Raw genomic sequence first — 24,783 nt, forward strand, 5'->3', positions numbered from 1 at the left:
CTTATTTTTTGAGGTAATACGATGTCGCAAGCGACGATGGACGGAGCCGTTAAGGCTGCGCCACACCAGCCGGAAGATGCGGCGCGCAATAATCTGGTCATAGCCCTTTTGCTGGTGTCGGCCTTTGTCATGTTCTTGAACGAGACCATCATGAGCGTTGCCATTCCGCAGCTCATGATTGATCTCAACATCACGGCTGGTTCTGCCCAGTGGCTGACGACAGCATTTTTGCTGACTATGGCCATCGTGATCCCGATCACCGGCTATTTGCTCCAGCGCTTCCACACGCGTCCGATTTTCACGGCGTCGATCTCGATTTTCTCGGTCGGCACTTTGATTTGTGCGATTGCGCCAGGCATTGAGTTGCTGATTGTCGGTCGTGTCGTGCAGGCCGTTGGCACCGCGATCATGATGCCGCTGCTGATGACCACCGTTATGTCGCTGGTTCCTGCAAATGGTCGTGGCAAGGTGATGGGCAATATCTCCATCGTTATGTCGGTGGCGCCTGCCATTGGCCCGACCATTGGTGGTTTCATCCTCGCCCACTTCGCGTGGCGCTATATGTTCTACTTCACCCTGCCGATTGCGATTGTTACGCTGGTCGTCGGCTACCTCAAGGTTCAGAACGTTTCCGAACCACGCAAGACCCCGCTCGACGTCATCTCGGTGATCCTGTCGGCTCTCGGTTTTGGTGGTCTGGTCTTCGGTCTCTCCAGTTTGGGCGGTGGCGGTCATGGCGGTAGTGTTGAACACGCCGCCGAGCAGGGCGCGTCGATGCCGGCTTGGGTTCCAGTGGTCGTCGGCGTTGTCGCTATGGCCATTTTCGTCTGGCGCCAGATCCAGCTCCAGAAGTCCGACAAGGCTCTGCTTGATCTGCGCGTTCTGACCCACGGCAATTACTCTGTCTCGCTGGTCACCGCCTCTTTGGCGATGGTGGCGCTGCTCGGTTCCTCGATCATGCTGCCGCTCTACACCCAGCAGGTTCTCGGTCTTGATACGCTGCAGACCGGCATGCTGATGCTGCCCGGTGGTCTGATCATGGGCGTTCTCGCGCCGCTCGTTGGTCGCCTCTATGACCAATACGGTCCGCGTCCGCTGATGGTGCCGGGTGTCTTCGCCGTTTCCGCTGTCATGTGGTTCTTCAGCTTCGTCGGTACCGATACCCCGGTCTGGCTGGTTGTCGCCGCCCACATCATCATGAGCATTGGTCTGGCGTTTGTCTTCACCCCAATGTTCACCGCCGCAATGGGTTCTGTTCCTAAGCCGCTCTACTCGCACGCCAGTGCGACCCTGAGCTCGGTGCAGCAGGTTGCTGGTGCCGCCGGTATCGCGCTCTTCGTGGCGCTGATGAGCCTGACCTCTGCCGCACAAATGGCTGAGGGCATTGCCCCGGTAGAAGCTATGGCCGCAGGCGTTCGAGCCAGCTTCATCTGCGGTGGCATTGCCACCGTGCTGATGCTGATTGCCGCTTGGTTTGTCAAAAAGCCGGAAGGCGAAGGTCCGGGCGAAGGTTTCGCTGGCCACTAATGAAAAAGAAACGGCGCCCTCAGGCGCCGTTTTTTTATGCTGTTATCGTTCCGAGAGCCGGGGCATCAGCTCGACGAAGTTGCACGGCTTGTGCCGGTAATCGAGCTGGTGAGTGAGAATACCCTCCCACGCATCGCGGCAGGCGCCGCGCGAACCCGGTAGGCAGAACACAAAGGTCTCGCCAATCAACCCCGCAGTCGCCCGCGATTGGATCGAGCTCGTGCCCACCGTGGTGGCCGAATATTGGTGAAAGAGCACGGAGAACCCCTCCATGCGCTTATCGAACAAAGGCTCGATTGCCTCTGGGGTCACATCGCGCCCCGAAAACCCGGTGCCGCCGGTGGTCAGGACCACGTCAACATCGGGGTTGGCGACAAAGCCCTGTACCACGGCGCGGATCTTTTGAATGTCGTCGCGCACTACCACGCGCTCAAAGCAGATGTGGCCATCCGCTTCGAGCAGTGACTTTAACAGCGCGCCGCCAGTGTCAGTTTCCAGAGTACGTGTATCGGAAACCGCCACGACTGCTATGGTAAGGGGACGAAACGCCCGATCGTCAAACCTTGCTGCCTTGAACATAGCCGTCTCCATTCGTGTTCCGCAGTTCCTCTGGCACAGCTTCTTCGCTCGCAACAGAAAAATCCTGCGACGCTTCGATGTCACTGCGCGGATCAAGGTTCACCGTTTCTGGCGTCTCAGTCCCCATTGGTTTGAACGGCGCGCGTTCCGACGCATCTTTCGATTTGCGGGCGCGCATACGCAGCAGTGCAAAAGTGGCGACCAGCGCGTGGAAGGTTGCCGTCACCATAAACAGCGCCATCGGCGCAATTTGCCCCATCAGGATCGACGCGGCCGTCGGGCCAATGGCAAGGCCGATCCCGTGGATCAGCAACATGCCACCTGCCACCTTGGCGAATTGCCCATCGACAGCAAAGTCGTTCGCATGGGCCACCGAGATCGGATAAAGCGGGTTCGCCGCCAGCCCATAAAGGCCAAATAGCGCGAACATCAGGAAGCCTGGCCCAGGGTTAAAGAGGACAACCAGCAGCCCCACGGCCGCTGCGCCAAAACCGAGGCCTGCCATAACCTTGCGGCGGTCGATCTTATCGGACAAGCGTCCAAAGGGGATCTGTCCGATAGCGCCAGCAATAGCGGCAATGGCAAACAGCAGCGCAATGCCGCTGGCGTCCATCCCCTGCTCAAAGCCGTACACCGGCGCGAGCGTGCCGAACGCACCATTGGCCATGCCACAGCAGAGCGCGGCAACAGCCGCCACCGGCGATGTCTTGATCAACAGGGGCAGGTCGAGCTTGGCCGAGGTCAGAGGACGCGGCTGTGGGCTCGACGTCATGGCGGTTGGCAAAACCGCGCAGATAAAGCTGATCGCGCCGATAATGAAGGGGATATAGCCCGCAGTGCCCGTCACCGACATGGCCAATTGGCCCATGGTCGAGGCGGTCATATTGATGGTGGTGTAAATCGAGAAGATGGTGCCGCGGCTGCGATTGTCAGCCACTTCATTGAGCCAGCTCTCGACGATCATTGCCGCGCCGGCAAAACAGAAGCCAGAGAGCGCGCGCAACACGATCCAGCTGACATCGTTGATCATCAAGAGATTGAGCAGTATCGTGATCGTGCCGATCGCCGCCATCACCGAAAAGGCGCGAATATGCCCGACCTTGCGCACCACAAAGGGCACAAAGATAGAGCCTGCCACAAAGCCGATCGACCAGCCCGTGCCGATCAGACCCAGCGAAAACAGTGAGAAGCCTTCTTCTGCGCCACGGACGGAAAGCAAAAGCCCCTGCAGGCCGCCGCCGAACATCAGGAGTGCCGAGCCGAGGAACAGGGCGTAAATTTTAATGACGGAAGCCATGCCGCAAAACGTACCCGCTAAATTATTCTGGTCTTCAACCAGTCCAATATGACCGTAACGCGACACACCGCGAACAGTCCGGGGATTATCTTTGAGCAAGTACGAACACAGACTTAAGGCAGAGACAATTCTGCCATTCTTGATCTGAAACTTAAGAGGTCGCGCCAAGCCTGCTGCTTGGCAGCCGGGTTGCGCAACAGATAACCGGGCGGCAACGTCGCAATCGCTGGCACCGTATGGTTGCCAATGCTCACATCCTGCCACTTGCCGCGCATCTTGATGATGCTGCTGGTGGACTGGAATACAGTCTGCGTCGCCATCTGGCCCATCGTCATCACGAGGCGCGGCCCGATCAGCTCAACATGGCGGTGCAGGAAGGGCAGGCACAAAGAAAGCTCTTCTGGCGTCGGCGCGCGATTACCGGGCGGACGCCACGGAATGGTGTTGAGCGCATAAACGCTGTCCCAATCGAGCCCGATGGAGGCGAGCATCCGCGTCAGCAAATCCGCAGTTCGCCCCGCGAAAGGACGCCCTTCACGGTCTTCATCTGCCCCAGGAGGATCGCCGATAATAACGATCTTGGCCTCAGGATTGCCTTCGCCGAACACCAATTGTGTGGCGCGAAATTTGAGGCCACACCCGTCATAGCTTTCGAGGGTTGCCTTAAGCGCCTCTAAGGTTGGGGCTTCTGCGGCCAATCTTTGGGCTTCACCCGGGTCGCCACCGATTGGTCCCGCGAGCGGCGGCGGGGCTGCAGGCTGGGACGCCTGTTGCATCGACTGTACGGCGGCGCGTGGCGCGGCAGCCTGTTGTGTCTTCTGCGCAAACCGATCAATTGCGTCCTCACCCACGGCGAGGTCGACCCCGGCTGCTCGATACCATTCGAGAACCGAGAGCAATTCGTCGTTGTTGAGTTGCTGATCTTGAGACATTGCCCCTGTTATGTCACACCCCAACGGGTGCGAACAGTCGCGCGCGGGCCCCAAAGGTAGAATCCACATGGCTGAAGCCGGCAATAGAGAGATACTGTCCACAGATGTGCTGATTGTCGGGGCCGGTCCTTCCGGGCTTGCCGCTGCAATTCGCCTCAAACAGCGTTTCCCTGACATTGCCGTGACCGTGGTGGAAAAAGCCGCCGAAATCGGTGGACACATTATTTCCGGAGCCGTCATGGATCCGGTCGGCCTCGACGCGCTGATCCCCGACTGGCGGCTCAAAGGCGCGCCCGTCGGCCCCGATGTGACCAGCGATTCCTACCATTTCCTGACAAAAACCGGTGATTTCCCGCTCCCGCACGCACTCGTGCCGCCGCAACTCAAAACCAAGGATGGCGTGATCATCAGCCTTGGCCGCTTGGTGCAGTGGCTGGGGGAACAAGCTACTGAATTGGGCGTCGATATCTTCCCGATGACTGCTGCGGTCGACGTGTTGCAATCAGAGAACGGCCCGGTGCGTGGCATCATCACCGGCGATCTTGGGCGCGACCGCGACGGCAATCCCAAGGATGGTTTTGCCGAAGGCATTGCGCTCGAGGCCAAATATACGCTGATCGCCGAAGGCGCGCGCGGCTCGCTCGCCAAACACGTGATCGCCGATTTTGACCTCGCGAAAATCCCACAGCACTATGGCCTCGGCATCAAGGAAGTTTGGCAGGTGTCGCCAGACAAACACCAGCCGGGCAGGGTGGATCATTACCTCGGCTTCCCGCTCGGCAATGACACCAATGGCGGTGGCTTCGTTTATCACGCCGAAGACAACAAGCTCTATGTCGGCCACGTCACCTATCTCGACTATGCCGAACCCAGCCTTTCGCCCTTTGACGAGTTCCAGGCTTTTAAAACCCACCCCTCCATCGCCAGCCTCCTAGAGGGCGGCGAGCGTCTATCCTACGGCGCGCGCACCATTGCGGCGGGTGGCTGGCAATCCATACCGAGCCTCGCTTTCCCCGGCGGTGGCCTCATCGGCTGCGCGGCCGGTTTTATGAATGCCCCGCGCTTGAAAGCCATTCACAACGCCATTCTGTCCGGTATTGGTGCCGCCGACGCGGTCGGCGCTGCGCTCGCCTCTGGGCGCGCCCATGATCGGATCGAGGATTTCGGCAAGTCGATCATGCGCACCGGTATCGCCAAAGAACTGCAAGGCGTCGCCAACGCCAAACCCCTTTGGAGCAAGCTCGGCACCATCTTTGGTTCGCTGGCGATCGGCACCGATCTTTGGTTTTCAACCATTTTCAAGGCCTCCCCGCTCAAGCTGGCGGGCGTGCCAACGCGCGACGCCGAAAAGCTCAAGCGCAAATCGGGCCCCGGCAAAACCTATCCGCGCCCCGATGGCAAAATCACCTTTGACCGCAGTTCATCGGTGTTTCTGGCCAATCTCGCCCACGACGAAGACCAGCCTGTCCACCTCAGGCTGGCCGACCCAACCATTCCCGTCCGCGAAAACCTGCCAAAATTTGGCGAGCCTGCGCCGCTCTATTGCCCTGCTGGCGTTTATGAGATGAGCGAAGACGGTGGCGCGCCGGTGTTCCGCATTCATGCCGCTAACTGCGTGCATTGCAAAACCTGCGATATCAAAGATCCGGCCCAGAACATCACATGGGTCCCACCTGAGGGTGGCAGCGGTCCAAACTATAGCGGTATGTAATTTTTCTTGGGGTACAGCTGCCCTTGCGGCGCAGTCCTAAAACGGACAATCTTTGCCGCCAAAGCTGCCATTGTGGCCAACGGAGAGTTCAGAACAGTGAATTTCCTATCGCATCGTTGGGCGAAACGCCTGATTGTCACTGCATCCGTCGCGCTCTTGGCATCGCCGATTGCAGCGCAAACAAGCTTTGATCTGTCAAACGTCGCGCGCAATATCATCAATCTCGTACGCCCTTCGGTGTCCGGCGCCTATCTGGCTGGCAATCAGTCGCTCGCCGAACTGAGCACCGAAGACGCCGCTCGCTTTTATCAGGACGCGGCTGAGGCTGATTGGGACAACAACATGCTCGTGGAGCGCGCCTTTATCGCGCTCGCTGCAGATGGTCAGATCGGCAAAGCTGCCTCAACGGCGCGCCGCTCGCTTGAGCTCGATCGCAACAATGATTTGGCCAAGCTGATTGTTGCCACCGAAGCCCTCAAAGAGCGTCGGTATAGCTCGGTTGAACGTCAGCTTGAGAACGTTACCCCCGGCAGTTTTTCGGGCATCACCGCTTATATCCTGCGCGCTTGGGCCCTGGTTGGCGACAACAAGGGCGCTGAAGCCGACACGCTGATGAAGGATCTCGGCGAAAGCGGGCTGGAAGACTTTCTCGTTTTCCATCGCGCATTGATGGCCGAAACCTCCGGCAATCAAAAGCTTGCTCTCCAGCTGGCTGAGCGCGCCTATGATGTTGAGCCCTATGTTGCGCGCATCGCCGAAGTTTACGCGCGCCTGCTGGCGAACAATGGTCGCTTTGACGAAGCCACAGACGTGCTCGATGAATATGAAGCGCAAGGCATTTCGCATCCGCTCATCACCAGCGTCCGCGAAGCCGTCGATCAACAGCGCAAGCCAGGGGCCTTTGCCACCAATGTGCAAATCGGCGCTGCTGAAATGTTTCACGGCATTGGCATAGCGCTGACCCGTGATCGCAGCTTTGATCTCGCCCTTCTGTTCATGCGCTTGGGCACATATCTCGACCCATCTGCTGATGTGATTTCACTGGCGGTGGGGCAGATTCTCGACGTCGCCGGTCAGCATGAAGATGCCAACGGTATTTACGACGCCATCCCTGCGACCTCAGCGATGAAGGCGACGGCCGTCGTGCGCATTGCTCAGAATCTCGACAATATGGGCGACCGCGAGGAAGCCATTCGTCGTCTCACCAATATCGTCGCAATCAATCCTGAGGACATCGAAGCGGTCGCGGCGCTGGGTGATCTCCTGCGAACCGACGAGCAATACCTCGAAGCGGCAGACGCTTACACTAAGGCGCTCGACATCACCGGTGGCGAGCAGGCCTCCGATTGGCGCTATTATTATGTTCGCGGCATTGCCTATGAACGCGCCAAGGAATGGCCAAAGGCCGAAGCTGATTTCCTCCGCGCCCTCGAGCTTAATCCCGACCAGCCTCAGGTCCTCAACTACCTCGGCTATTCCTGGATCGACATGGATATGCATCTTGATCGCGCTCTGGGCATGATCGAGAAGGCCGTCGAACAGCAACCGCAGGATGGCTACATCATCGATTCCTTGGGCTGGGCCTTCTACAAGCTCGGACGTCTCGATGAGGCGGTGGAAACACTCGAACGCTCGGTTATGCTCCTGCCCAACGATCCAGAAATCAATGATCACCTCGGTGACGCTTACTGGAAAATTGGCCGCAAGAACGAAGCGCGCTTCCAGTGGACGATTGCCAAATCGGTGGACGACATTGGCGTTGTCACAAAACGCGTGGACCCGAAACTGGCTGATGGCCTGACCCCAGCGAACGAAACCAAGTAAGCGCGCGTTGATGGTCGTTTATCAGCAGGATGCCCCAGCCAAGATCAATCTTGCGCTGCACATCACCCGTCGGCGCGAAGACGGCTATCATGAGCTGGAAAGCCTGATCGTCTTCGCGGGTGTGGGTGACGACCTCGATGGTGAAGCTGCGGAAGCGGATAGTCTGACCATCAGCGGCCCCTTCGCCGCGGGGCTTGATGCAGGGCCATCCAATCTCGTGCTCAAGGCGGTTGCGGCTTTCCGCAATCGCTGGCCCCGCCTCGCCCCGCAGGGGCTAAAGCTTCACCTCACCAAAAACCTGCCGGTCGCTTCTGGCATCGGCGGTGGCTCGGCCGACGCTGCCGCCGCGCTGCGCATTCTGCTTGATATCGCGCCTGAGCACCCGCCCATGGGCGAGTTAATGGACCTCGCGACAACATTGGGCGCTGATGTCCCGTGTTGCCTTGTGTCACGCCCACTCGTTGCGCGTGGCATTGGCGAAATCCTCTCGCCCTTGCCAGATTTCCCCAAGCTCTACATCGTGCTGGTCAATCCACTGATCGGCGTTGTTACCGCAGACGTATTCCGTCGCCTGCGCAGCCACGACAATTATCCTTTGCCTCAATTTCCCGAACTGCTCACGCGCCCGGCGCAATTGGGCCTTTGGCTGGCAGAAACGCGCAACGATCTTGAGCCGCCCGCGGTCAAGCTCGTGCCCGAAATTGGTATTTTGGTGGATGAGCTAGCGGAAACGCACGGCTGTATTCTCGCCCGCATGTCAGGCTCAGGCGCCACCTGCTTTGCGCTCTTTGGCGCCGAGGGGCAGGCGCATGAAGCCGCGGCCCAAATGGGCCGCCTGCACCCCGATTATTGGGTTGCTGCAGCGCCGCTTCTGCAGCCAAGCAGCTAATCGCCGCTTGGCTCAAATCTTTGCGGAAAACTTGATCTGCGCTTAGGCCGCGCGGCCAATCGAATGCACGACAACGTCGGCCAGAATGGTCTTCATCTCGCTGTCGGGCAGGGCGTCGAGAGCCGCGATAGCCGCCTGCGCATGCGCTTGAGCTTTTTCGAGAGTCTTGGTCAGCGTGTCATAGCGATTGAAGATCGCCACAACCTGCGCCACTTCCAAATCACTCGCATCCATATTGCCCAGCGCCGACGCAATGAGCGCGCGTTCGCTTTCGGTCGCCGATTGCAGCGCCAGAATAACCGGCAGCGTCATCTTGCCTTCGCGCAGATCGTCGCCGACATTCTTTCCGAGCGAAGCGGCCTGGCCACCATAGTCCAGCGCATCGTCAACGAGCTGGAAAGCGTTGCCCAACTCAAGCCCATAATGCTTGAGCGCATCACGCCCAGCCTGATCGGCACCACCAGACAATGCACCCACTTCACACGCTGCTTCAAACAGCACAGCTGTCTTGGCGCGGATCACGGCCGCATAGTCTTCCGGCGTGGTCGTCAGGTCGCCAGTCTTGGAGAGCTGGAACACTTCGCCTTCCGCCATAATCGCAGAAGCCGAGGACAGCACGCCAAGCGCTTCAATATTGTTGGTTTCCACCATCATCATGAAAGCCTGCCCAAGCAGGAAGTCACCGACAAGAATGGAAGCCTTATTGCCCCACACCATGCGGGCCGCAGGCTTGCCGCGACGCATGTCGCTCTCGTCCACCACGTCGTCATGCAACAGAGTTGCATTGTGCATGAACTCAACTGCCGCAGCGAAATTCACCGCATAAGGCGTTTTCCGCCCAAACAGAATTGAGGCTGCGACCGTCAGCATGGGGCGCAAGCGTTTGCCGCCACTGTCGATGAGGTAGCGGGCCAGCTCGGGCACCATGTCCACATGGGAGTGTGCGCGAGACAAAATCATCTCGTTAACGAGGGCCATATCGTCAGCGGTCGCGGCCATAAGCCGTTCAACCGGGTTCATCGCTGGCGCTTCTTTGGTCTGGGGCAGAACCGACACCGTCGTAAAGTCCTTGTCGCCTTGGTGGCAAATCGGGTTGAGACTGTCGCGCACTCCCATATAGGATAACGCGAAGTAAGCCATCCGGATGCGATGTCCCTAGACCAGCCCACCGACTTTGTAAAACATCAAACACTAACGCGCGACGCCTTTTTGGGTGGACGCCTCACTCTGTCTCAACCTCAAAAAGGCTTTAGGGCCGGGCTAGACAGCGTTTTGCTTGGCGCCTCCGTCCCTAAGCACACCGCGCATCTGCTCGATTTGGGGGCTGGTGTCGGCACTGCCGGGCTCGTTGCCATGAGCCTCGATCGCACCCATCAACTCACTCTAGGCGAACGCGATTCGGAAATTGCCCTGATTGCGGAGGCCAATATTCGCGAAAACGGCTTTGCCGAGCGCGCTCGGGTCATCACAGCCGATATCACCTCACCCACAGCGCGCCGCGAAGCAGGATTCCCCGAAAACGCCTTTGATTGTGTTATCGCGAACCCGCCCTATTTTGACGCAGGGCGTGGCACGGCCGCATCGGGTGCCTACCGGCAAGGCGCACGACACATGGCCCATTCAGAGCTTGAACTCTGGGGCAAGGCCGCAGCCGGTGCCGCGCGGGCCTCGGGCCTCGCGATCTTTGTGTATCCAGCAACCGGTCTTGCGGCTCTCATTGCCGCCTTCGATCAGCGCTTTGGTGCTATCGAAATTCTGCCCCTTGCGCCGCGGCCCGGCCAGCCTGCCTCACGTGTTCTTATTCGCGGGCGCAAAGGCTCGCGCGCGCCACTCACGCTCCACGCCACGCATTATCTTCACGGCGATCAAGGCAATGAGTTTAGCCAAGAATTTTCCGCAATCCTTATGGGGCAGGGGCCCTTCGACTGGTAATCGGGCCTTGCGCACCATAAATAAGGTCGAACAGTAGGGGCACACGCATGACAAAAGCAGATGATCGTAAGCGAAATTGGTTTGCGAAGTTTCTCAAGCGCAACCCAGTCGTGCCTGTCGTTCGTCTGCACGGCACCATTGCCGCCGAGTCCCGTCCCGGTCGTTTGAACATCGCCGGCGTCGAGCCGCTCCTGCAGCGCGCCTTTACGATGAAGTCCGCGCCTGCCGTGGCCATCATCATCAATTCCCCCGGCGGATCACCGGTCCAAAGTCGCCTGATTTCCAAGCGCATCCGCGAACTGGCCGATCAGCACAAAAAGCCGGTTTTGGTTTTCGTTGAAGATATTGCCGCCTCCGGTGGCTACTTTATCGCCGTCGCTGGCGACGAAATCTTCGTCGATCCGTCCTCCATTGTTGGCTCAATCGGGGTCATCATGTCGGGCTTTGGCTTCGTTGAAGCCATCAACAAGCTGGGCATTGAACGCCGCGTCCACACCGCTGGCCGCAACAAATCCACCCTCGATCCCTTCATGCCGCAAAAGGCAGAAGACGTTGAGCGCATCAAATGGGTGGAATTGGAAATTCATCAGGTCTTTATCGATCACGTAAAAGCCTATCGCGGCGCCAAGCTTAAGGCCGACGACGATACGCTCTTCACCGGTGAATGGTGGACCGGCTTGCGTGGTGTCGAACTGGGCCTTGTCGATGGTATTGGCGACATTTACGCAACCTTGCGCGAGCGCTTCGGCCCCAAGGTTGAGCTAAAAATCATCGCACCCAAAAAACCGATGTTCGCCATGCCGCGCCTCGGTCTCTCCGCCGGCACGCTTGTCGACGAACTCTCCACTTCCCTAGATGACCGCGCCCACTGGTCGCGCTTTGGACTTTAAGCCATGCTCCTACGCATTCTGCTGTTCACCTTTCTGGCCGTGGTCATTTATCTCGGTGTGCGCCGCATCTGGAAGGATTGGTCGGGCAAGATCAATGGCGACGCCGAACGCGCCAAGCAGCTTCGTCGCGAGCGCGACAAGGCCGAGCGCAGCCGTCCCGATGTGATCGAACTCGAACAAGACCGCGACGGCACCTACCGCCCCAAAGGCAAAGACGATCAGCGGTAATTATCACTAGTGGAGCACTGCACAGTGCGCAGGCCATTGTGAGCGCTTGACCGGCTCCCTTGCCATCAATAGTTTCCGCCGCACTAGCAGACGGACCCAGACATGACCTCTCGCCCCGCCCATTTGGACCCTAAGAACTCTTTCCAGGGACTTATCCTGACCCTCCAGAACTTCTGGGCGTCGCATGGCTGCGTGATTTTGCAGCCATATGACATGCAGATGGGCGCTGGTACTTTCCACACGGCGACCACCTTGCGCGCGCTCGGCCCTAAGCCGTGGAAGGCCGCTTACGTTCAGCCTTCGCGTCGTCCAACCGATGGTCGTTATGGCGAGAACCCGAACCGTCTGCAGCACTATTACCAGTTCCAGGTGATTTTGAAGCCGTCGCCGGAAAACATCCAGCAGCTCTACCTCGACTCGCTGGCTGCCATCGGCCTTGACGCTTCGGTCCACGACATTCGCTTCGTTGAAGACGATTGGGAAAGCCCAACGCTCGGCGCATGGGGCCTTGGTTGGGAATGCTGGTGCGACGGCATGGAAGTTTCCCAGTTCACCTATTTCCAGCAGGTCGCAGGCTTTGAGTGCTCCCCGGTTCCGGGCGAAATCACCTATGGTCTTGAGCGCCTCGCGATGTATGTGCAGGGCGTTGAGAACGTTTACGACCTCAACTTCAACGGCCGCGAAGGCGACGAAAAAGTCACCTATGGCGACGTTTTCCTGCAGAACGAGCAGGAGGCCTCGAAGTACAACTTTGAAGCTGCTGACACCGACATGCTCTTCCGTCACTTTGAAGACGCAGAGCGTGAGTGCAAGGAGATCCTTGCTAAGGGCGTTGAAGGCAATCGCCAGACCATGGCGATCCCAGCCTACGAACAGGTCGTCAAAGCCTCGCACAATTTCAACATGCTCGACGCCCGCGGCGTGATCTCGGTCACCGAGCGCCAGAGCTACATCCTGCGCATTCGCGAATTGGCCAAGGCCTGCGGCGAAGCCTGGCTCCAAACCGCCGGCGGCGGCGCAGAGTAAGCGGTCGACATCGCAAGAGTTTTGAGAAGCCGGTGCGTCTGCATCGGCTTTTTCTTTGCATTGCCTTTATGCATTTCAAGGTATATTCTGGCGCTCTGGAAGGTTAGGCCGCACACGCTGCAGGGGCTGACATGGATGGCTATAGTGTCGTCTTTCATCCTGACTATGTTCCTGAATTTCGCGTTCTGCCCCTCGCCGTCAAGGAAGCTATCGGGGAGGCTTTCGATCTTTTGCGCGACAAGGGACCGACCTTGGGGCGCCCGCAGGTCGACACTTTGAACGGATCAAAATTTCGGAACATGAAAGAGCTCCGCGTGTTTACGCCAAAGGGAGCATGGCGCGTTGCTTTTGCGTTCGACCCAGACCAAAACGCGATCGTTCTATGCGGCGGAGATAAAGCTGGAGTGGCTTCTGCGCGTTTTTACAAGCAGCTGATCGCCAAGGCTGATCAGCGTTACGAGTGGTGGTTATCGGCTTGAGGCCGTTGTGGAGAGGCGAGATGAGCATGAAGCCCGGCGCAGTTCACTGGAGCGATATGCGAGCCGAACTTCCTGCGGATGTGCAGGGACGTTTGAACGAGAAACGTGCGCGTCGGCTAGCCGGTGAAGCGATGGCCGAATTGCGCCGCGCGGCAGGCGTCACCCAGGCAGAAGTCGCAATCGGTGCCGCCATTCCCCAAAGCAATGTGTCGCGAACTGAAAAAGGCGACGACATGCTGCTCTCCACGATAGGCCGCTATATGCATGCAATTGGTGGCAGTGCAGAGCTTGTTTTGCGTAACGCAGAAGGCACTGAAATCCACATTGTTCTCGATGCAGTGAGTGCCGATCTGCCCAAGCAATCCGGGTAAAAAGAAAGCCGGTGCTCATCACACCGGCCTTTTCGTTTTACTCAGCCGCGACAGGCGCTTCGACAGAAACCACCGTCAACAACTGCCGCTTGCCGCTGCGGTCGTGCCAGGTGATCGCCTGGCCGGTTTTAAGCCCGATCAGAGCCGCGCCCACTGGCGTCATCACCGAAATCTTGCCCTGTTCAATGTCCGCATCAGCCGGGTAGGCCAGCGTCACAGTCTGCTCTTGCCCCGAATTGGTCTGATAGGTCACGCGGCTGCCCATCTGGGCCACCTCCGCCGAAATCTTCTTATCCTCGACTACGCGGGCGCGGTCGAGTTCGGTGAGCAAGCGCTCTGCCACGTCCGGCATGCGGTCAAGCCCAGCCAGCGCGAGTTCATAAAGCTTGGTGTGGTCAGCCTTGCTGATCACGATTGCAGGCGACAAGTCGCGACGGATTTCGGTCATTATGGCGACCTCCCCGAGAGCATAGTCCGGCCGCGCAAAATCCTGCGCAGCATCGGGCCGTTGAAAAAACTGAAAATGAGATGTGCCGGGAGACGAAGTGCCTAGAGCCCTAAGCAGGCTCCGGCGCGGGCATGCCTAGGGCATCTATCCTTCGACAAGGATGGTGCAGCGATGGATCGGGCTCATACTCATAGTGTTTAAGCTAGGTGTTGGGCAGAATAAGTCAAGTCCAACCGCGCCGTAGCATGTTGCAAACAGACCTGTGACCTGCCAGTCTCCGGCCAATTTTCTTGAGGAGTTCGCCCATGGAATGGGTCTTTTTAGGCATTGTCGCGATTGCTGCGGTCTATGCGATCACCATTTACAACAGCCTCGTTTCCAAGCGGCAAATGGTGCGCGAAGGCTGGTCGGGCATTGATGTCCAACTCAAGCGCCGCACCGACCTCATCCCCAATCTCATGGAAACCGTAAAGGGCTATATGGCCCATGAGAAGGAAACGCTCGACGCGGTGATCAACGCCCGCGCTAAGGCCACTTCTGCCGCCGCCTCAGGCCCAGAAGCCCGCGCTCAGGCGGAAGGCGAGCTGAGCTCTGCCCTTGGTCGCCTGCTGGCCATTGCCGAGGCCTATCCGGACCTGAAAGCCAATACGACCTTCCTCGAATTCCAGTCCGCGCTGCAAAAGACCGAGGACGAAATCCAGATGGCGCGTCGCTATTACAACGGCGCTGTGCGCGATTATAACATTCAGGTCGAAAGCTTCCCGTCCAACGTCGTGGCCAACACTTTTAAGTTTGAAATGGCGGAATATTTCGAACTCGAAAACGAAGCCGAGCGCGCTGTCCCTACTGTGAAGTTCTAAGATCGATGTCGGCCCTTCTGCGCTTTTTCTCCGCTGTCATTCTGACTGCTCTGCTGGTCATGTCCGCCTCGGCACGCGAAGAAATTCGCTCGCTTATTGCCGATGTTACCTTAGCCACCGACGGCTCCGTGCATGTCACGGAAACGCTTGTGGTCAATGCAGAAGGGCTCGACATTCGCCGCGGTATTTACCGCGATGTCCCCGTCACCATGCGCAGTGACGATGGCAGCAAAATCCGCATTGGGCTGGAGGTTGAGGCCGTCACCCGCAATGGCGCCGACGAACCATTCCGCGTTGAGCGCATGGGTGATTTCCGCCGCATCTGGATCGGCGATTCCGAGTCCTTCGTGCCGCGTGGCCTGCACACCTACACCATCACCTACACCATGCCGCGCATGGCCCGCCCCAGCGCCGATGGTGATGAGCTTTATTGGAACGCGACGGGCAATTACTGGATTTTCCCGATCCTCTCCGCTGAAGCGCGCGTCCGTCTGCCCGATGGCGCCATCATCCAGAATGCCGTTGGCTACACTGGCGACGCGGGCTCCAGCGAGCAAAACGTCACCATTTCCCGTCGGGGTGATAATGCCGCGACCATTAAGTCCAATCGCGTGCTTGGGCCGGGTGAGGGGCTAACCTTTGCCATCTCGTTCCAAAAGGGTATTGTCAGCTATCCGCAAGGCACTGATGCTCTGTGGCAAAACATCTCCGACAATCGCGACGTTCTCCTCAGCATCGGCGGCGTCGTCCTGCTGCTGCTCTACAATTTCACCGCATGGCTGCGGGTTGGGCGGGATCCGGCCAAGGGCACGATCATTCCGCTGTTCTACCCGCCCGAAGGCTTTTCGCCGGCCTTGACCCACTATGTGAACCACTGGGGTTTTGCCGGTCAGGGTTGGAAAGCCATGACCGCTGGCATTTTTAGCCTTGGGGTCAAGGGGCTCGTGAAAATCGACAACACCAGCAAAAAGCTGGTTGTCACCAATACGGGCCGCAAGCCCGACGAAGCCCTGCCTTCAGGCGAGCAGATCCTTTTTGATTATTTCACCAAAAAGGGCACAGTGACTTTTGATCAGGCAAACGGCTCTGAAATCGGCGAGACCAAGGGTGCTTTCGTCAACGCCATCACCCTCGAAAATCGCGATAAGTGGTTCAAGGCCAATTTCGGCTTTGCGCTCGTAAGCTATGCGCTCACCGCGCTCATGCTCGGCGCCATGGTCTTGTTCGACATTATCGAAATCGAATGGCTGGTGTTGGCTGGGGTAATCGGCATCTTCGCCACCTTCATCAGCGCCATGCTGTTCAATGTTCTGATCAAGGGCAATTGGATCGGCCGCATCATTCTGGTGGTCTGGGGCGGAATCTTCATTGCCAATGCTGGCACTGGCTTTGCCGACATGTTCACAGATTTCCCCTTGGACAGCGCTTTTATTGCCGCAGCATCCATGGTGCTGATTTCGATCATTTTCACCATTCTCATGCGCGCGCCCACAGTTCAGGGCCGCAAGGTCATGGATCAGATCGACGGCTTCAAACTCTATCTCGAAACCGCCGAAAAGAACCGACTCAATATTGATGCTGAGCCGCCAATGAGCGTCGAACGCTTTGAGCGCATTCTGCCCTTTGCCATTGCTTTAGGCGTAGAAAAGCCGTGGTCCGAGCATTTTGAAGCGGAAATGGCGCGGATTTCGCCCAATCCAGAGCGCGGCTCCACCTATGCTCCAGGCTGGTATTCTGGCGGCAAAAACTTCTCGTCCAGCTCCGTTTCTAACGCGATTTCCGCAGCTTCTGCGGGCATGGCTGCAGCCATGGTCGCCTCCCAACCGGTGCAGGCCAGCTCTTCCGGCTCCTCTGGCGGGGGCTTTTCTGGTGGGGGCGGTGGCGGTGGCGGTGGCGGAGGCTGGTAGACAGCCCCGCTTTGCCACGATAATCAGTCCCCCTGCCTGCCTTACCAATCCCGGTTTCCGACCATGCCCGAACTTCTGCTTGAAATCTTCTCCGAGGAAATTCCCGCCCGCTTCCAGCGTCGCGCGGCTGAGGACCTGAAGAAGTCTGTCACCAATGCCTTGGTTGATGCAGGACTGGTCTATGAGGGCGCGCAAGCCTTCGTAACCCCGCGTCGTCTGGCGCTCACCATTGCTGGCCTTCCGGCCCGCTCGCCCGATACGCGCGAAGAAAAGAAGGGCCCCAAGGTCGGCGCCCCACAGCCCGCTATTGATGGTTTCCTGCGCGCAGCAGGCCTGTCGTCCATCGACGAGGCCACTGTTCAGTCGGATCCGAAAAAGGGCGATTTCTACATCGCCACTATCGAAAAGCCCGGTGCCGATTCCGTCGAGCTGCTGTCGCAGGTCCTGCCAAAGGTGATTGCTGATTTCGGTTGGGCCAAGTCCATGCGCTGGGGCTCGGGCACCTTCCAGTGGGTGCGTCCACTGCGCGCCATCACTGCCACATTCGGCACCGAAAACGACGAACCCGTCGTTATTCCATTCTCCATCGCTGGCATTGAATCGGGCCAGACCACATTTGGTCACCGCTTCCTCGCGCCTGAAGCGATCCGCGTGCGCCGTTTTGAAGATTACGTCATGTCTCTGGAGCGCGCCAAGGTTGTGCTCGACATCGACCGCCGCAAGGACATCATCAAGACCGACGCCGATAACCTTGCATTTGCGCAGGGCCTGTCCGTCATTCACGACGAAGGCCTGCTTGAGGAAGTCGCCGGTCTTGTCGAATGGCCAAATGTCATGATGGGCTCGTTCGATCCTGCCTTCTTGAAGGTGCCGGAAGAGGTGATCATCGCCACCATCCGCGCCAATCAAAAATGCTTCTGCATTCGTGATGCATCGGGCAAGCTGGCTCCGAACTTCATCATCACCTCCAACCAGATCCCAACCGACGGTGGCGCCACTATCGTTGCGGGCAATGAGCGCGTGATCCGCGCCCGTCTCTCCGACGCTGCCTTCTTCTACGAAAACGATCTGGCCAATCCGCTCGAAAATGGCCTGCCGAAGCTGGAAGACATGGTCTTCCACGCCAAGCTCGGCACGCAGAAGGAAATGGTTGATCGCCTCGTTGCGCTCGCTGCCGAAATCGCGCCGCAAGTTGGTGCTGATGTCGAAGCGACCAAGCGTGCTGCGCTTCTCGCCAAGGCCGATCTCGTCACCGCCATGGTCGGCGAATTCCCTGAACTTCAGGGCCTGATGGGCCGCTACTATGCCGCCGCTCAGGGCGAAAAGGCAGAAATCGCAACCGCGGTCGAAATGCACTACAAGCCGGTTGGTCCATCCGACCGCGTGCCATCCGAACCGGTTTCGATTGCTGTCGCTCTGGCCGACAAGCTCAACGTGCTCTCTGGCTTCTGGTCGATTGATGAAAAGCCAACCGGCTCGCGCGACCCGTTCGCACTGCGCCGTGCCGCCCTCGGCGTCATCCGCATCATCACCGAAAACAACCTAAAATTCCCGCTCAAGGTCGACGCCGATCTCCTCGGCTTCTTCCATGATCGCCTCAAAGTCTCGCTCCGCGATGCTGGCGCGCGCCACGATCTCGTCGACGCCGTCATCTCTGCTGACAGCAACGACATTCTGCAGATCACCCAGCGCGCTGAAGCGCTCACCGAACTGCTCTCGTCCGACGACGGCAAGAACCTGCTGGCAGGCTACAAGCGTGCCGCCAACATTCTCGCCGCCGAAGAGAAGAAGGACGGCAAGTCCTATGCTGGTGCGGTCAACGCTTCAGCCTTGAAGGGCGCCGAAGAAACAGCTCTCGCCTCGGCGGTCGAAACCGTCAGCGCCGCTGTTTCTGCCAAGGTTGCTCAGGACGATTACAAGGGCGCAATGGCTGAACTCGCCACCCTGCGCGCTCCGGTTGATGCCTTCTTTGAAGCAGTGCTCGTCAACGACGCCGATGCCTCGGTCCGCGAAAACCGCCTCAACCTTCTGGCCCGTCTGCGCGACACCATGCGTCTCGTCGCCGACTTCGGCAAAGTTGCTGGCTAATTCTTAGTCGGGTTGACGGTTCCTGCCGTCAGCCCGCCATTCCCCCGGTCGTCACCCTCGGGCTTGACCCGAGGGCTCTGCACTTTCTCACGCTACCTTCCAACAAAAATCCTTTCCCCCGTGGCACGATGCCGTGCGGTGCGCGTTATCCCTGCGATAAAGTTCTCGGAGAATTTCAATGAGTGTTGGCCTACTTGCTCTGCTCGATGACGTGGCAGCACTAGCGAAAGTTGCGGCTGCATCTCTGGATGACGTTGCCAGTCAGGCCATGAAGGCCAGCGTTAAAGCTGCTGGCGCGGTCATCGACGACGCAGCCGTCACCCCTAGCTACGTGAAGGGCTTTGAAGCCAAGCGCGAACTGCCCATCGTTGGCCGCATCGCTTGGGGCTCGCTCAAGAACAAGATGCTGTTCTTGCTGCCAGCGGCGCTCATCTTGTCTTATTTCCTGCCGTGGATGATCACCCCGCTCCTTATGATCGGCGGCGCTTACCTGTGCTATGAAGGCGCTGAAAAGGTCTTCCACATGTTCGCGCCGCATGAGGCCGAAAAGCACGAAGCTGCCATCGAGCACACGGCGGTTGACCCGACCTCGCTCGAAGAACAGCGCGTTGCAGGTGCGATCAAGACCGATTTCATCCTCTCGGCTGAAATCATGACCATTGTTCTGTCGGCTATTGATGTTGACAATTTCTGGTACCGAGCAGGCATTCTCGCCATCGCCGGTGCGGGCATCACGGTCGCGATCTATGGCACCGTTGCTCTGATCGTGAAGGCCGATGATTTTGGCCTGTTCCTGTCGCAGAAGGCCAAAACCCACACCGGTCGCGCCTTTGGTCGCGGTATCGTTGTGGCCATGCCCCACTTCATGCACATCCTGAGCATCGTCGGCACTGCAGCCATGACCTGGGTTGGCGGTAGCATCATCGTCCACGGCCTTGCTGGCTTTGGCGTTTCTGGCATTGAACACATGGTCAAGGACGCTGCTGCCTGGGGCGCTGCGCTCCTGCCATCCATCGCCGGTGTCGCCAGCTGGTTCGTGACCGCCTTCATCGACTTCTTCATCGGCCTCGCCGTCGGCGCACTGATGATCCCAGTCGTCAGCTACGTCATTAGCCCGGCCCTCAAGGCTATCAAGGGCCTCCTCCCCAACCGCACCAAAACCGCCTAATCTTTACCTCTCCCTCATGGGGAGAGGTCGACGCCTCGCGTCGGCTGAAGGGCCAAAAATCCCCCGGGGCACTGCCCTTTCTTACCTCTCCCTGAGGGGGAGAGGTCGACCAAAGGTCGGGTGAGGGGGCCTTGCCCCTACCTGCAGCGCACCCAATTCCCCCCCAATACCGGCCCCACTCCCTCCCCTTGCGGGGAGGGTAGCAAAGCTAGGCCGCAGGCGTGGGGGAACAATCCCCCAAAAAACCTAACGCTTAAACGGCGCCATGCCTTCGCGGGCCAGCTCATCGGCGCGTTCGTTGAGCGCGTGCCCTGCGTGGCCCTTCACCCAAAACCATTCGATGTCGTGGCGCTTGGTCGCCTCATCGAGTGCCTGCCAGAGTTCGACGTTCTTGACCGGCTTTTTGTCGGCGGTCTTCCAGCCGTTGCGCTTCCAGCCATGCATCCAGCTCTGCACGCCATTTTTGACGTATTGGCTGTCTGTGTGCAGTTCCACGTTGCACGGACGCTTGAGCGCATTGAGCGCTTCAATGGCGGCCGTGAGCTCCATCTTGTTGTTGGTGGTCAGCTGCTCGCCGCCCTTGAGCTCCTTGCGGTGCTCCCCGAGCTGCAAAATAGCGCCCCAGCCGCCGGGGCCGGGATTTCCCGAGCACGCACCGTCGGTATGAATAATAACTGCGTCAGACATGGGCTATGGGCGCTTCAATATATGGAATTGGCAGGGCAGGCCGTAAACGTCGACGGCTTGATGGGTCTTCTGCATGCCAATCTTTTCCAAGACGGCACGGGAAGGGGCATTGTCGACATGGGCCATGCCGATGAAATGCTCACCCTTGTCGTTAGCAAAAAACCAGTCGCGCAGGCCAGCGGCAGCTTCCTTGGCAAACCCCTGTCCCCAGAACTCTTCGTAAAGCGTGTAGCCGATCTCGGCTTCCCCGGTGGTTGGGTAAATGCCAAAGCCTGCCCGACCCACCATCACGCCGTCTGATTTCCGCCGTACCCGCAGCTTGCCGAGCTGGCGCGTGTCAAAAAGCTCGATCCAGCTCGCGACTGCTTCTTCGCACTGGGCGCGCGTATAGGGCACGCCTCGCGTCGTCAGATAGCGTGTAGCGCGTTCCGAACCATGCAATCGAACAAGGTCATCGACCTGATCGAACCTCCAGCCTGAAAGGATCAGCCTATCGGTTTCGAACAGATCGAGGTCACTCATTTTCCAGCTGCCGTTTCCAAGTTACGAAGCACTTTGGGAATGTTGAAGGCGATGTTCTCTTCCGCCGTCGTGGTGGTCTTCACCTTGACGTCGTAGCGCGCGGCGAAAGCGTCGATCACTTCTTCCACAAGGCTCTCCGGTGCCGAAGCGCCCGCGCTCACACCCAGCGATTTAATATTGCCATAGATCGACCAGTCAATCTCGCTGGCGCGATCCACCAGAACGGCATGCTTGCAGCCTGCGCGCTTGGCGACTTCCACCAGACGCTGCGAGTTCGACGAATGGGGCGAGCCCACCACGATCATCGCTTCCACCGTTGGGGCCACAGCCTTGATCGACTCCTGCCGATTGGTGGTGGCGTAGCAAATGTCTTCCTTGTGCGGACCGTTGATCAGCGGGAAGCGGGCGCGCAGCGCCTCAACGATTTCGCGCGTATCATCGACCGACAGCGTTGTCTGCGTCACAAAGGCCAGCGTCGAAGGATCTTTCGGTTCAAAACCGCCGACATCACTGACTGTCTCGATCAGCGTCACGCTGCCCGGCGGAAGCTGGCCCATGGTGCCAACCACTTCGGGATGGCCAGCATGGCCGATGAGCACGATCTCGTGACCTTCTTCAAAGTGTCGCGTCGCTTCCACATGAACCTTCGAGACCAGCGGACAGGTCGCATCGAGGTAAAACATGTTGCGCGCTTTAGCGTCAGCCGGAACCGATTTCGGAACGCCATGCGCAGAGAATACGACCGGCGCGTCGGTTTCTGGAATCTCATCGAGTTCTTCGACGAAAATCGCGCCCTTTTCCTCAAGTCCTGCCACCACATACTTATTGTGTACGATGGCATGGCGAACATAGACCGGCGCGCCGTATTTCTGCAGCGCCAGCTCTACAATCTGAATTGCGCGATCCACGCCCGCGCAGAAACCACGCGGAGCACAGAGGGTGATATCGAGGTGCGGCCTTTTATCCATACCCGATGAGATGCTTTCAGCGCGTTGGCAAGTCAAGTGCTGTTGCAGCCGCGGCAGGCATGCGCCATATGTGTTAGACGCGTGGCGAGGAGCCTTCTCTTGAGTTTGGCGCAGGAAATGTTTGCGATTGCCCCGGCGCTGGGGAAGGCGAACCTTGGAGCTGCTCAGCTAAAATTGCTGACAGGCAAGGCGCGCTGGATTTTCCGCGTCGGTGAAGCAGGTTTTCCAACCGTCCCCACGATTGCCATCACCCGCGCCGCTTGGGATGAGCTGCAGGCCGAACGCTCCCGCCGGGATAGCCGCCTGCGGACCCATTGGGTCGCCTGCTTGTTCAAGCTGGTGGAAAAGGACGGCAAGCCCCCCGTCTTGGTCGTCCGCACCTCGGCTGTCCTCCACAATGGCGGTCTCATGCCCGCCAAAACCGGCATTGCCGCACCCTCCGCGCCCGAAGATTCGGTAGACCCAAACCGTCCATTGGCCCGAGCCATCAAGGAAGCGTTTGAAAGCTACGGCCCGACCGGACGCGGCTGGACTGGCGCACGCTCTGATGTCGACCGCAGCCGACAGATCGTTCTTGTGCAGGCCTATGCCGAAGGCGAGATCGAACAGTTCCTCACCCGCAATGCCGCAACCGGCGTCATCGGGCCTGCCCCGGTCAACGGCCATCCCCTGCCGCGCTTGCCCGAAAGTGTCGCCGCGCTGGTTTCCCTGCTCGACGCGAAGGCGGGTCGTCACATGACCTGCGCTGTCGCCGTGCATAAGGGCCAGGTGCGCTTCTTGTCCGCCCGCCCCATTGAGGCGTCGCCAGCGGCCGAACTCACCGCGGCCGTGGATCGCGTCGAGCGCAAAGTCTGGACGCCACAAAACGCCGTCTCGCGTGTCGATCCGAGCCGCCTCGGGCTCGTGCTCCATCCGCGCATCAAACTCACCCATGATGTTGCCCCCATCGCCACCGGCTTGGGCGTAGCGCCGGGCGCTGCTAGCGGCATCATCACCTTTAATGCCGAAGACGCTGCGCGCCTGCGCGCCCGCGGCAAACATTGCATTCTCGTCGTCAACGAAACCGGCCCCGCCGACATCGAAGGCATGAAGGCTGCAACCGGCATTCTCACCGCTCGTGGGGGCATGTCGAGCCATGCTGGCGTTATCGCCCGCATCACTGGCAAGCCATGCGTTGCGGGCCTCCGCACGCTGTCGGTCAATGTTGCCGAAATGGTCTGCCACATTGGCGACCGCGAATTCCGCGCAGGTGATCGCCTGACTATCGATGGCACCGATGGCAAGGTCTATGTCGGCACGCTCCCGCTGGCCCAGCCACAAATTGGCGGCGCGATTGGGCGTCTCCTCGGGTGGTCCGATGCCTCCCGCACCATCGCCGTCCGCACCAATGTTGAAACTGTCGAATCCGCGCAAACGGCGTTGAGCTTTGGCGCCGAAGGCATTGGTCTGGCCCGCTCCGAACACATGTTCTTCTCGCCCGAGCGTATGGTCGCGCTGCGTCGCGTCATTCTCTCTGAAGACGAAGACGCGCGCTCCAAGGCCATTGCCGGGCTGATCGATTACCAGACAGGCGATTATTCGGCGCTGTTTTCGGCTATGCATGGCCTGCCGGTCACGGTGCGTCTGTTTGATCCGCCGCTGCACGAATTCCTGCCGCGCACCGATGAAGAGATCGAAGAAACCGCCGCCTCACTTGGCTTCTCTGTTCGCGCCTTGCGCATGCGTCTCGAGCGCATCGCCGAGATCAACCCCATGCTGGGCCACCGTGGCGTCCGCTTGGCCATCACCTATCCTGATCTTTTGCAAATGCAGGTCCAGGCTGTTCTCGCGGGCGCACGCGCTGCCAGCGAAACTCAGGCCGAGCCAGTGCAGGTCGAGCTGATGGTGCCCTTCGTCTCGACGGCGACTGAAGTGGCCTGGGTTCGCGAACGCACCATGGCCATTCTCGAAAACTCCGGCCTCTCGCGTTCAGATCGCGTGCGCTTTTCTTTCGGGACAATGCTTGAGCTGCCACGCGCTTGCCTGCGCGCCGGGGACATCGCCTCAATGGTCGATTTCATTTCCTTTGGCACCAATGATCTGACCCAGACCACTTTCGGCATCTCCCGCGACGACGCGCCTGCCTTCTTGGCCGCTTACCAGCGCAAGGGCGTTTATGCGCGCGATCCCTTCGTCAATATCGACGAAAAGGGCGTTGGCGAAATGATCCAGATTGCCATCGAGCGGGGCAGGGCGGTCAATCCGCGCCTCAAGATCGGTATTTGCGGCGAACACGCGGGCGATCCCATCTCGCTGCAGTTCTTTGCCGGGCTCGGTGTCAATTATGTGTCCTGCTCGCCCTACCGCGTCCCAATCGCCCGTTTGGCTTTAGCGCAGACCAGCGCTTAACAAACACGGGTCGCCACCCCATATTGTTATCTGTTACCTCTTACTGCGTAACAGATGCTGAC

23 protein-coding genes are annotated in these 24,783 nt (G+C 59.0%); 15 read left to right on the forward strand and 8 right to left on the reverse strand.

Going from position 1 to position 24,783, the window contains the following annotated elements; genetic code table 11:
• Positions 1 to 21: 21 nt before the first annotated feature.
• Positions 22 to 1,527, forward strand: coding sequence for an MDR family MFS transporter (locus H4N61_RS02515; protein WP_169195893.1), 1,506 nt, complete (start codon positions 22 to 24; stop codon positions 1,525 to 1,527).
• 42 nt (positions 1,528 to 1,569) lie between these two features.
• On the opposite strand, the gene moaB is transcribed toward H4N61_RS02515, so the two are convergent.
• From moaB to H4N61_RS02530, 3 genes are all read right to left on the reverse strand, one after another.
• Positions 1,570 to 2,106: a molybdenum cofactor biosynthesis protein B gene (moaB, locus tag H4N61_RS02520; RefSeq protein ID WP_182394840.1), complete on the reverse strand. Its 537-nt coding sequence runs from the start codon at positions 2,104 to 2,106 to the stop codon at positions 1,570 to 1,572.
• Positions 2,084 to 3,403: an MFS transporter gene (locus tag H4N61_RS02525; protein ID WP_182394841.1), complete on the reverse strand. Its 1,320-nt coding sequence runs from the start codon at positions 3,401 to 3,403 to the stop codon at positions 2,084 to 2,086. The genes moaB and H4N61_RS02525 overlap by 23 nt, the downstream gene beginning before the upstream one ends.
• 113 nt (positions 3,404 to 3,516) lie before the next feature.
• A complete protein-coding gene (locus tag H4N61_RS02530) occupies positions 3,517 to 4,335 on the reverse strand; it encodes a uracil-DNA glycosylase (protein WP_182394842.1) in 819 nt (272 codons plus the stop codon).
• A gap of 67 nt (positions 4,336 to 4,402) precedes the next feature.
• On the opposite strand from H4N61_RS02530, the gene H4N61_RS02535 reads away from it, so the two are divergent.
• From H4N61_RS02535 to H4N61_RS02545, 3 genes are all read left to right on the forward strand, one after another.
• The gene (locus H4N61_RS02535) at positions 4,403 to 6,046 is read left to right on the forward strand and encodes an electron transfer flavoprotein-ubiquinone oxidoreductase (RefSeq protein ID WP_182394843.1); all 1,644 of its coding nucleotides are present in this window, start codon (positions 4,403 to 4,405) and stop codon (positions 6,044 to 6,046) included.
• Positions 6,047 to 6,142: 96 nt separating this feature from the next.
• A complete protein-coding gene (locus H4N61_RS02540) occupies positions 6,143 to 7,870 on the forward strand; it encodes a tetratricopeptide repeat protein (protein WP_182394844.1) in 1,728 nt (575 codons plus the stop codon).
• Between the two features lie 10 nt (positions 7,871 to 7,880).
• Positions 7,881 to 8,759 (forward strand): 4-(cytidine 5'-diphospho)-2-C-methyl-D-erythritol kinase, encoded by an 879-nt coding sequence (locus H4N61_RS02545; protein ID WP_182394845.1) that lies wholly within the window; start codon positions 7,881 to 7,883, stop codon positions 8,757 to 8,759.
• Between the two features lie 42 nt (positions 8,760 to 8,801).
• Here H4N61_RS02545 and H4N61_RS02550 read toward each other — a convergent pair whose 3' ends face one another.
• Entirely contained in the window at positions 8,802 to 9,779 is a 978-nt protein-coding gene (locus tag H4N61_RS02550) for a polyprenyl synthetase family protein (RefSeq protein WP_182395902.1), read from the reverse strand.
• A gap of 252 nt (positions 9,780 to 10,031) precedes the next feature.
• Here H4N61_RS02550 and H4N61_RS02555 point away from each other — a divergent pair, with 252 nt between their 5' ends.
• The 6 genes from H4N61_RS02555 to H4N61_RS02580 all read left to right on the forward strand — a co-directional run bounded on the left by H4N61_RS02555 (position 10,032) and on the right by H4N61_RS02580 (position 13,685).
• Positions 10,032 to 10,691, forward strand: a complete 660-nt coding sequence (locus H4N61_RS02555) for a methyltransferase (protein WP_182394846.1) — start codon at positions 10,032 to 10,034, stop codon at positions 10,689 to 10,691.
• 47 nt (positions 10,692 to 10,738) lie between these two features.
• Positions 10,739 to 11,581 carry a S49 family peptidase gene (locus H4N61_RS02560; RefSeq protein WP_182394847.1) on the forward strand — a complete coding sequence of 281 codons (843 nt, stop codon included), beginning with the start codon at positions 10,739 to 10,741 and terminating at the stop codon, positions 11,579 to 11,581.
• 3 nt (positions 11,582 to 11,584) lie between these two features.
• Positions 11,585 to 11,809 (forward strand): hypothetical protein, encoded by a 225-nt coding sequence (locus tag H4N61_RS02565; protein ID WP_169195901.1) that lies wholly within the window; start codon positions 11,585 to 11,587, stop codon positions 11,807 to 11,809.
• A gap of 102 nt (positions 11,810 to 11,911) precedes the next feature.
• Complete coding sequence (locus H4N61_RS02570; RefSeq protein ID WP_182394848.1) at positions 11,912 to 12,835, forward strand: glycine--tRNA ligase subunit alpha; 924 nt, start codon at positions 11,912 to 11,914, stop codon at positions 12,833 to 12,835.
• Between the two features lie 131 nt (positions 12,836 to 12,966).
• A complete protein-coding gene (locus H4N61_RS02575) occupies positions 12,967 to 13,314 on the forward strand; it encodes a type II toxin-antitoxin system RelE/ParE family toxin (protein ID WP_182394849.1) in 348 nt (115 codons plus the stop codon).
• Between the two features lie 20 nt (positions 13,315 to 13,334).
• Positions 13,335 to 13,685 carry a helix-turn-helix transcriptional regulator gene (locus H4N61_RS02580; RefSeq protein ID WP_248306554.1) on the forward strand — a complete coding sequence of 117 codons (351 nt, stop codon included), beginning with the start codon at positions 13,335 to 13,337 and terminating at the stop codon, positions 13,683 to 13,685.
• Between the two features lie 37 nt (positions 13,686 to 13,722).
• Here the strand turns inward: H4N61_RS02580 and rnk are convergent, their stop codons facing one another.
• Entirely contained in the window at positions 13,723 to 14,133 is a 411-nt protein-coding gene (gene rnk / locus H4N61_RS02585; protein ID WP_182394850.1) for a nucleoside diphosphate kinase regulator, read from the reverse strand.
• 305 nt (positions 14,134 to 14,438) lie between these two features.
• Here rnk and H4N61_RS02590 point away from each other — a divergent pair, with 305 nt between their 5' ends.
• From H4N61_RS02590 to H4N61_RS02605, 4 genes are all read left to right on the forward strand, one after another.
• Positions 14,439 to 14,993: a LemA family protein gene (locus H4N61_RS02590; protein WP_169195906.1), complete on the forward strand. Its 555-nt coding sequence runs from the start codon at positions 14,439 to 14,441 to the stop codon at positions 14,991 to 14,993.
• A 5-nt stretch (positions 14,994 to 14,998) separates the two neighbouring features.
• A complete protein-coding gene (locus tag H4N61_RS02595; protein WP_182394851.1) occupies positions 14,999 to 16,900 on the forward strand; it encodes a DUF2207 domain-containing protein in 1,902 nt (633 codons plus the stop codon).
• Between the two features lie 63 nt (positions 16,901 to 16,963).
• Complete coding sequence (gene glyS, locus H4N61_RS02600; protein ID WP_182394852.1) at positions 16,964 to 18,988, forward strand: glycine--tRNA ligase subunit beta; 2,025 nt, start codon at positions 16,964 to 16,966, stop codon at positions 18,986 to 18,988.
• A gap of 178 nt (positions 18,989 to 19,166) precedes the next feature.
• Complete coding sequence (locus tag H4N61_RS02605; protein ID WP_182394853.1) at positions 19,167 to 20,156, forward strand: DUF808 domain-containing protein; 990 nt, start codon at positions 19,167 to 19,169, stop codon at positions 20,154 to 20,156.
• Between the two features lie 246 nt (positions 20,157 to 20,402).
• Here H4N61_RS02605 and rnhA read toward each other — a convergent pair whose 3' ends face one another.
• Genes rnhA through ispH form a run of 3 tightly spaced genes read right to left on the reverse strand, consistent with a single transcriptional unit; the run spans position 20,403 to position 22,333 of the window.
• Positions 20,403 to 20,843: a ribonuclease HI gene (gene rnhA / locus H4N61_RS02610; protein WP_182394854.1), complete on the reverse strand. Its 441-nt coding sequence runs from the start codon at positions 20,841 to 20,843 to the stop codon at positions 20,403 to 20,405.
• Between the two features lie 3 nt (positions 20,844 to 20,846).
• Positions 20,847 to 21,365: a GNAT family N-acetyltransferase gene (locus H4N61_RS02615; protein ID WP_182394855.1), complete on the reverse strand. Its 519-nt coding sequence runs from the start codon at positions 21,363 to 21,365 to the stop codon at positions 20,847 to 20,849.
• A complete protein-coding gene (ispH, locus tag H4N61_RS02620) occupies positions 21,362 to 22,333 on the reverse strand; it encodes a 4-hydroxy-3-methylbut-2-enyl diphosphate reductase (RefSeq protein WP_182394856.1) in 972 nt (323 codons plus the stop codon). Before ispH ends, H4N61_RS02615 begins: the two co-directional genes overlap by 4 nt.
• A 99-nt stretch (positions 22,334 to 22,432) precedes the next feature.
• Between ispH and H4N61_RS02625 the strand changes: the two genes are divergently transcribed.
• Positions 22,433 to 24,721, forward strand: a complete 2,289-nt coding sequence (locus H4N61_RS02625) for a putative PEP-binding protein (RefSeq protein WP_182394857.1) — start codon at positions 22,433 to 22,435, stop codon at positions 24,719 to 24,721.
• Positions 24,722 to 24,783 lie beyond the last annotated feature (62 nt).

Source organism: Devosia sp. MC521, assembly GCF_014127105.1.
Classification (GTDB): Bacteria; Pseudomonadota; Alphaproteobacteria; order Rhizobiales; family Devosiaceae; genus Devosia.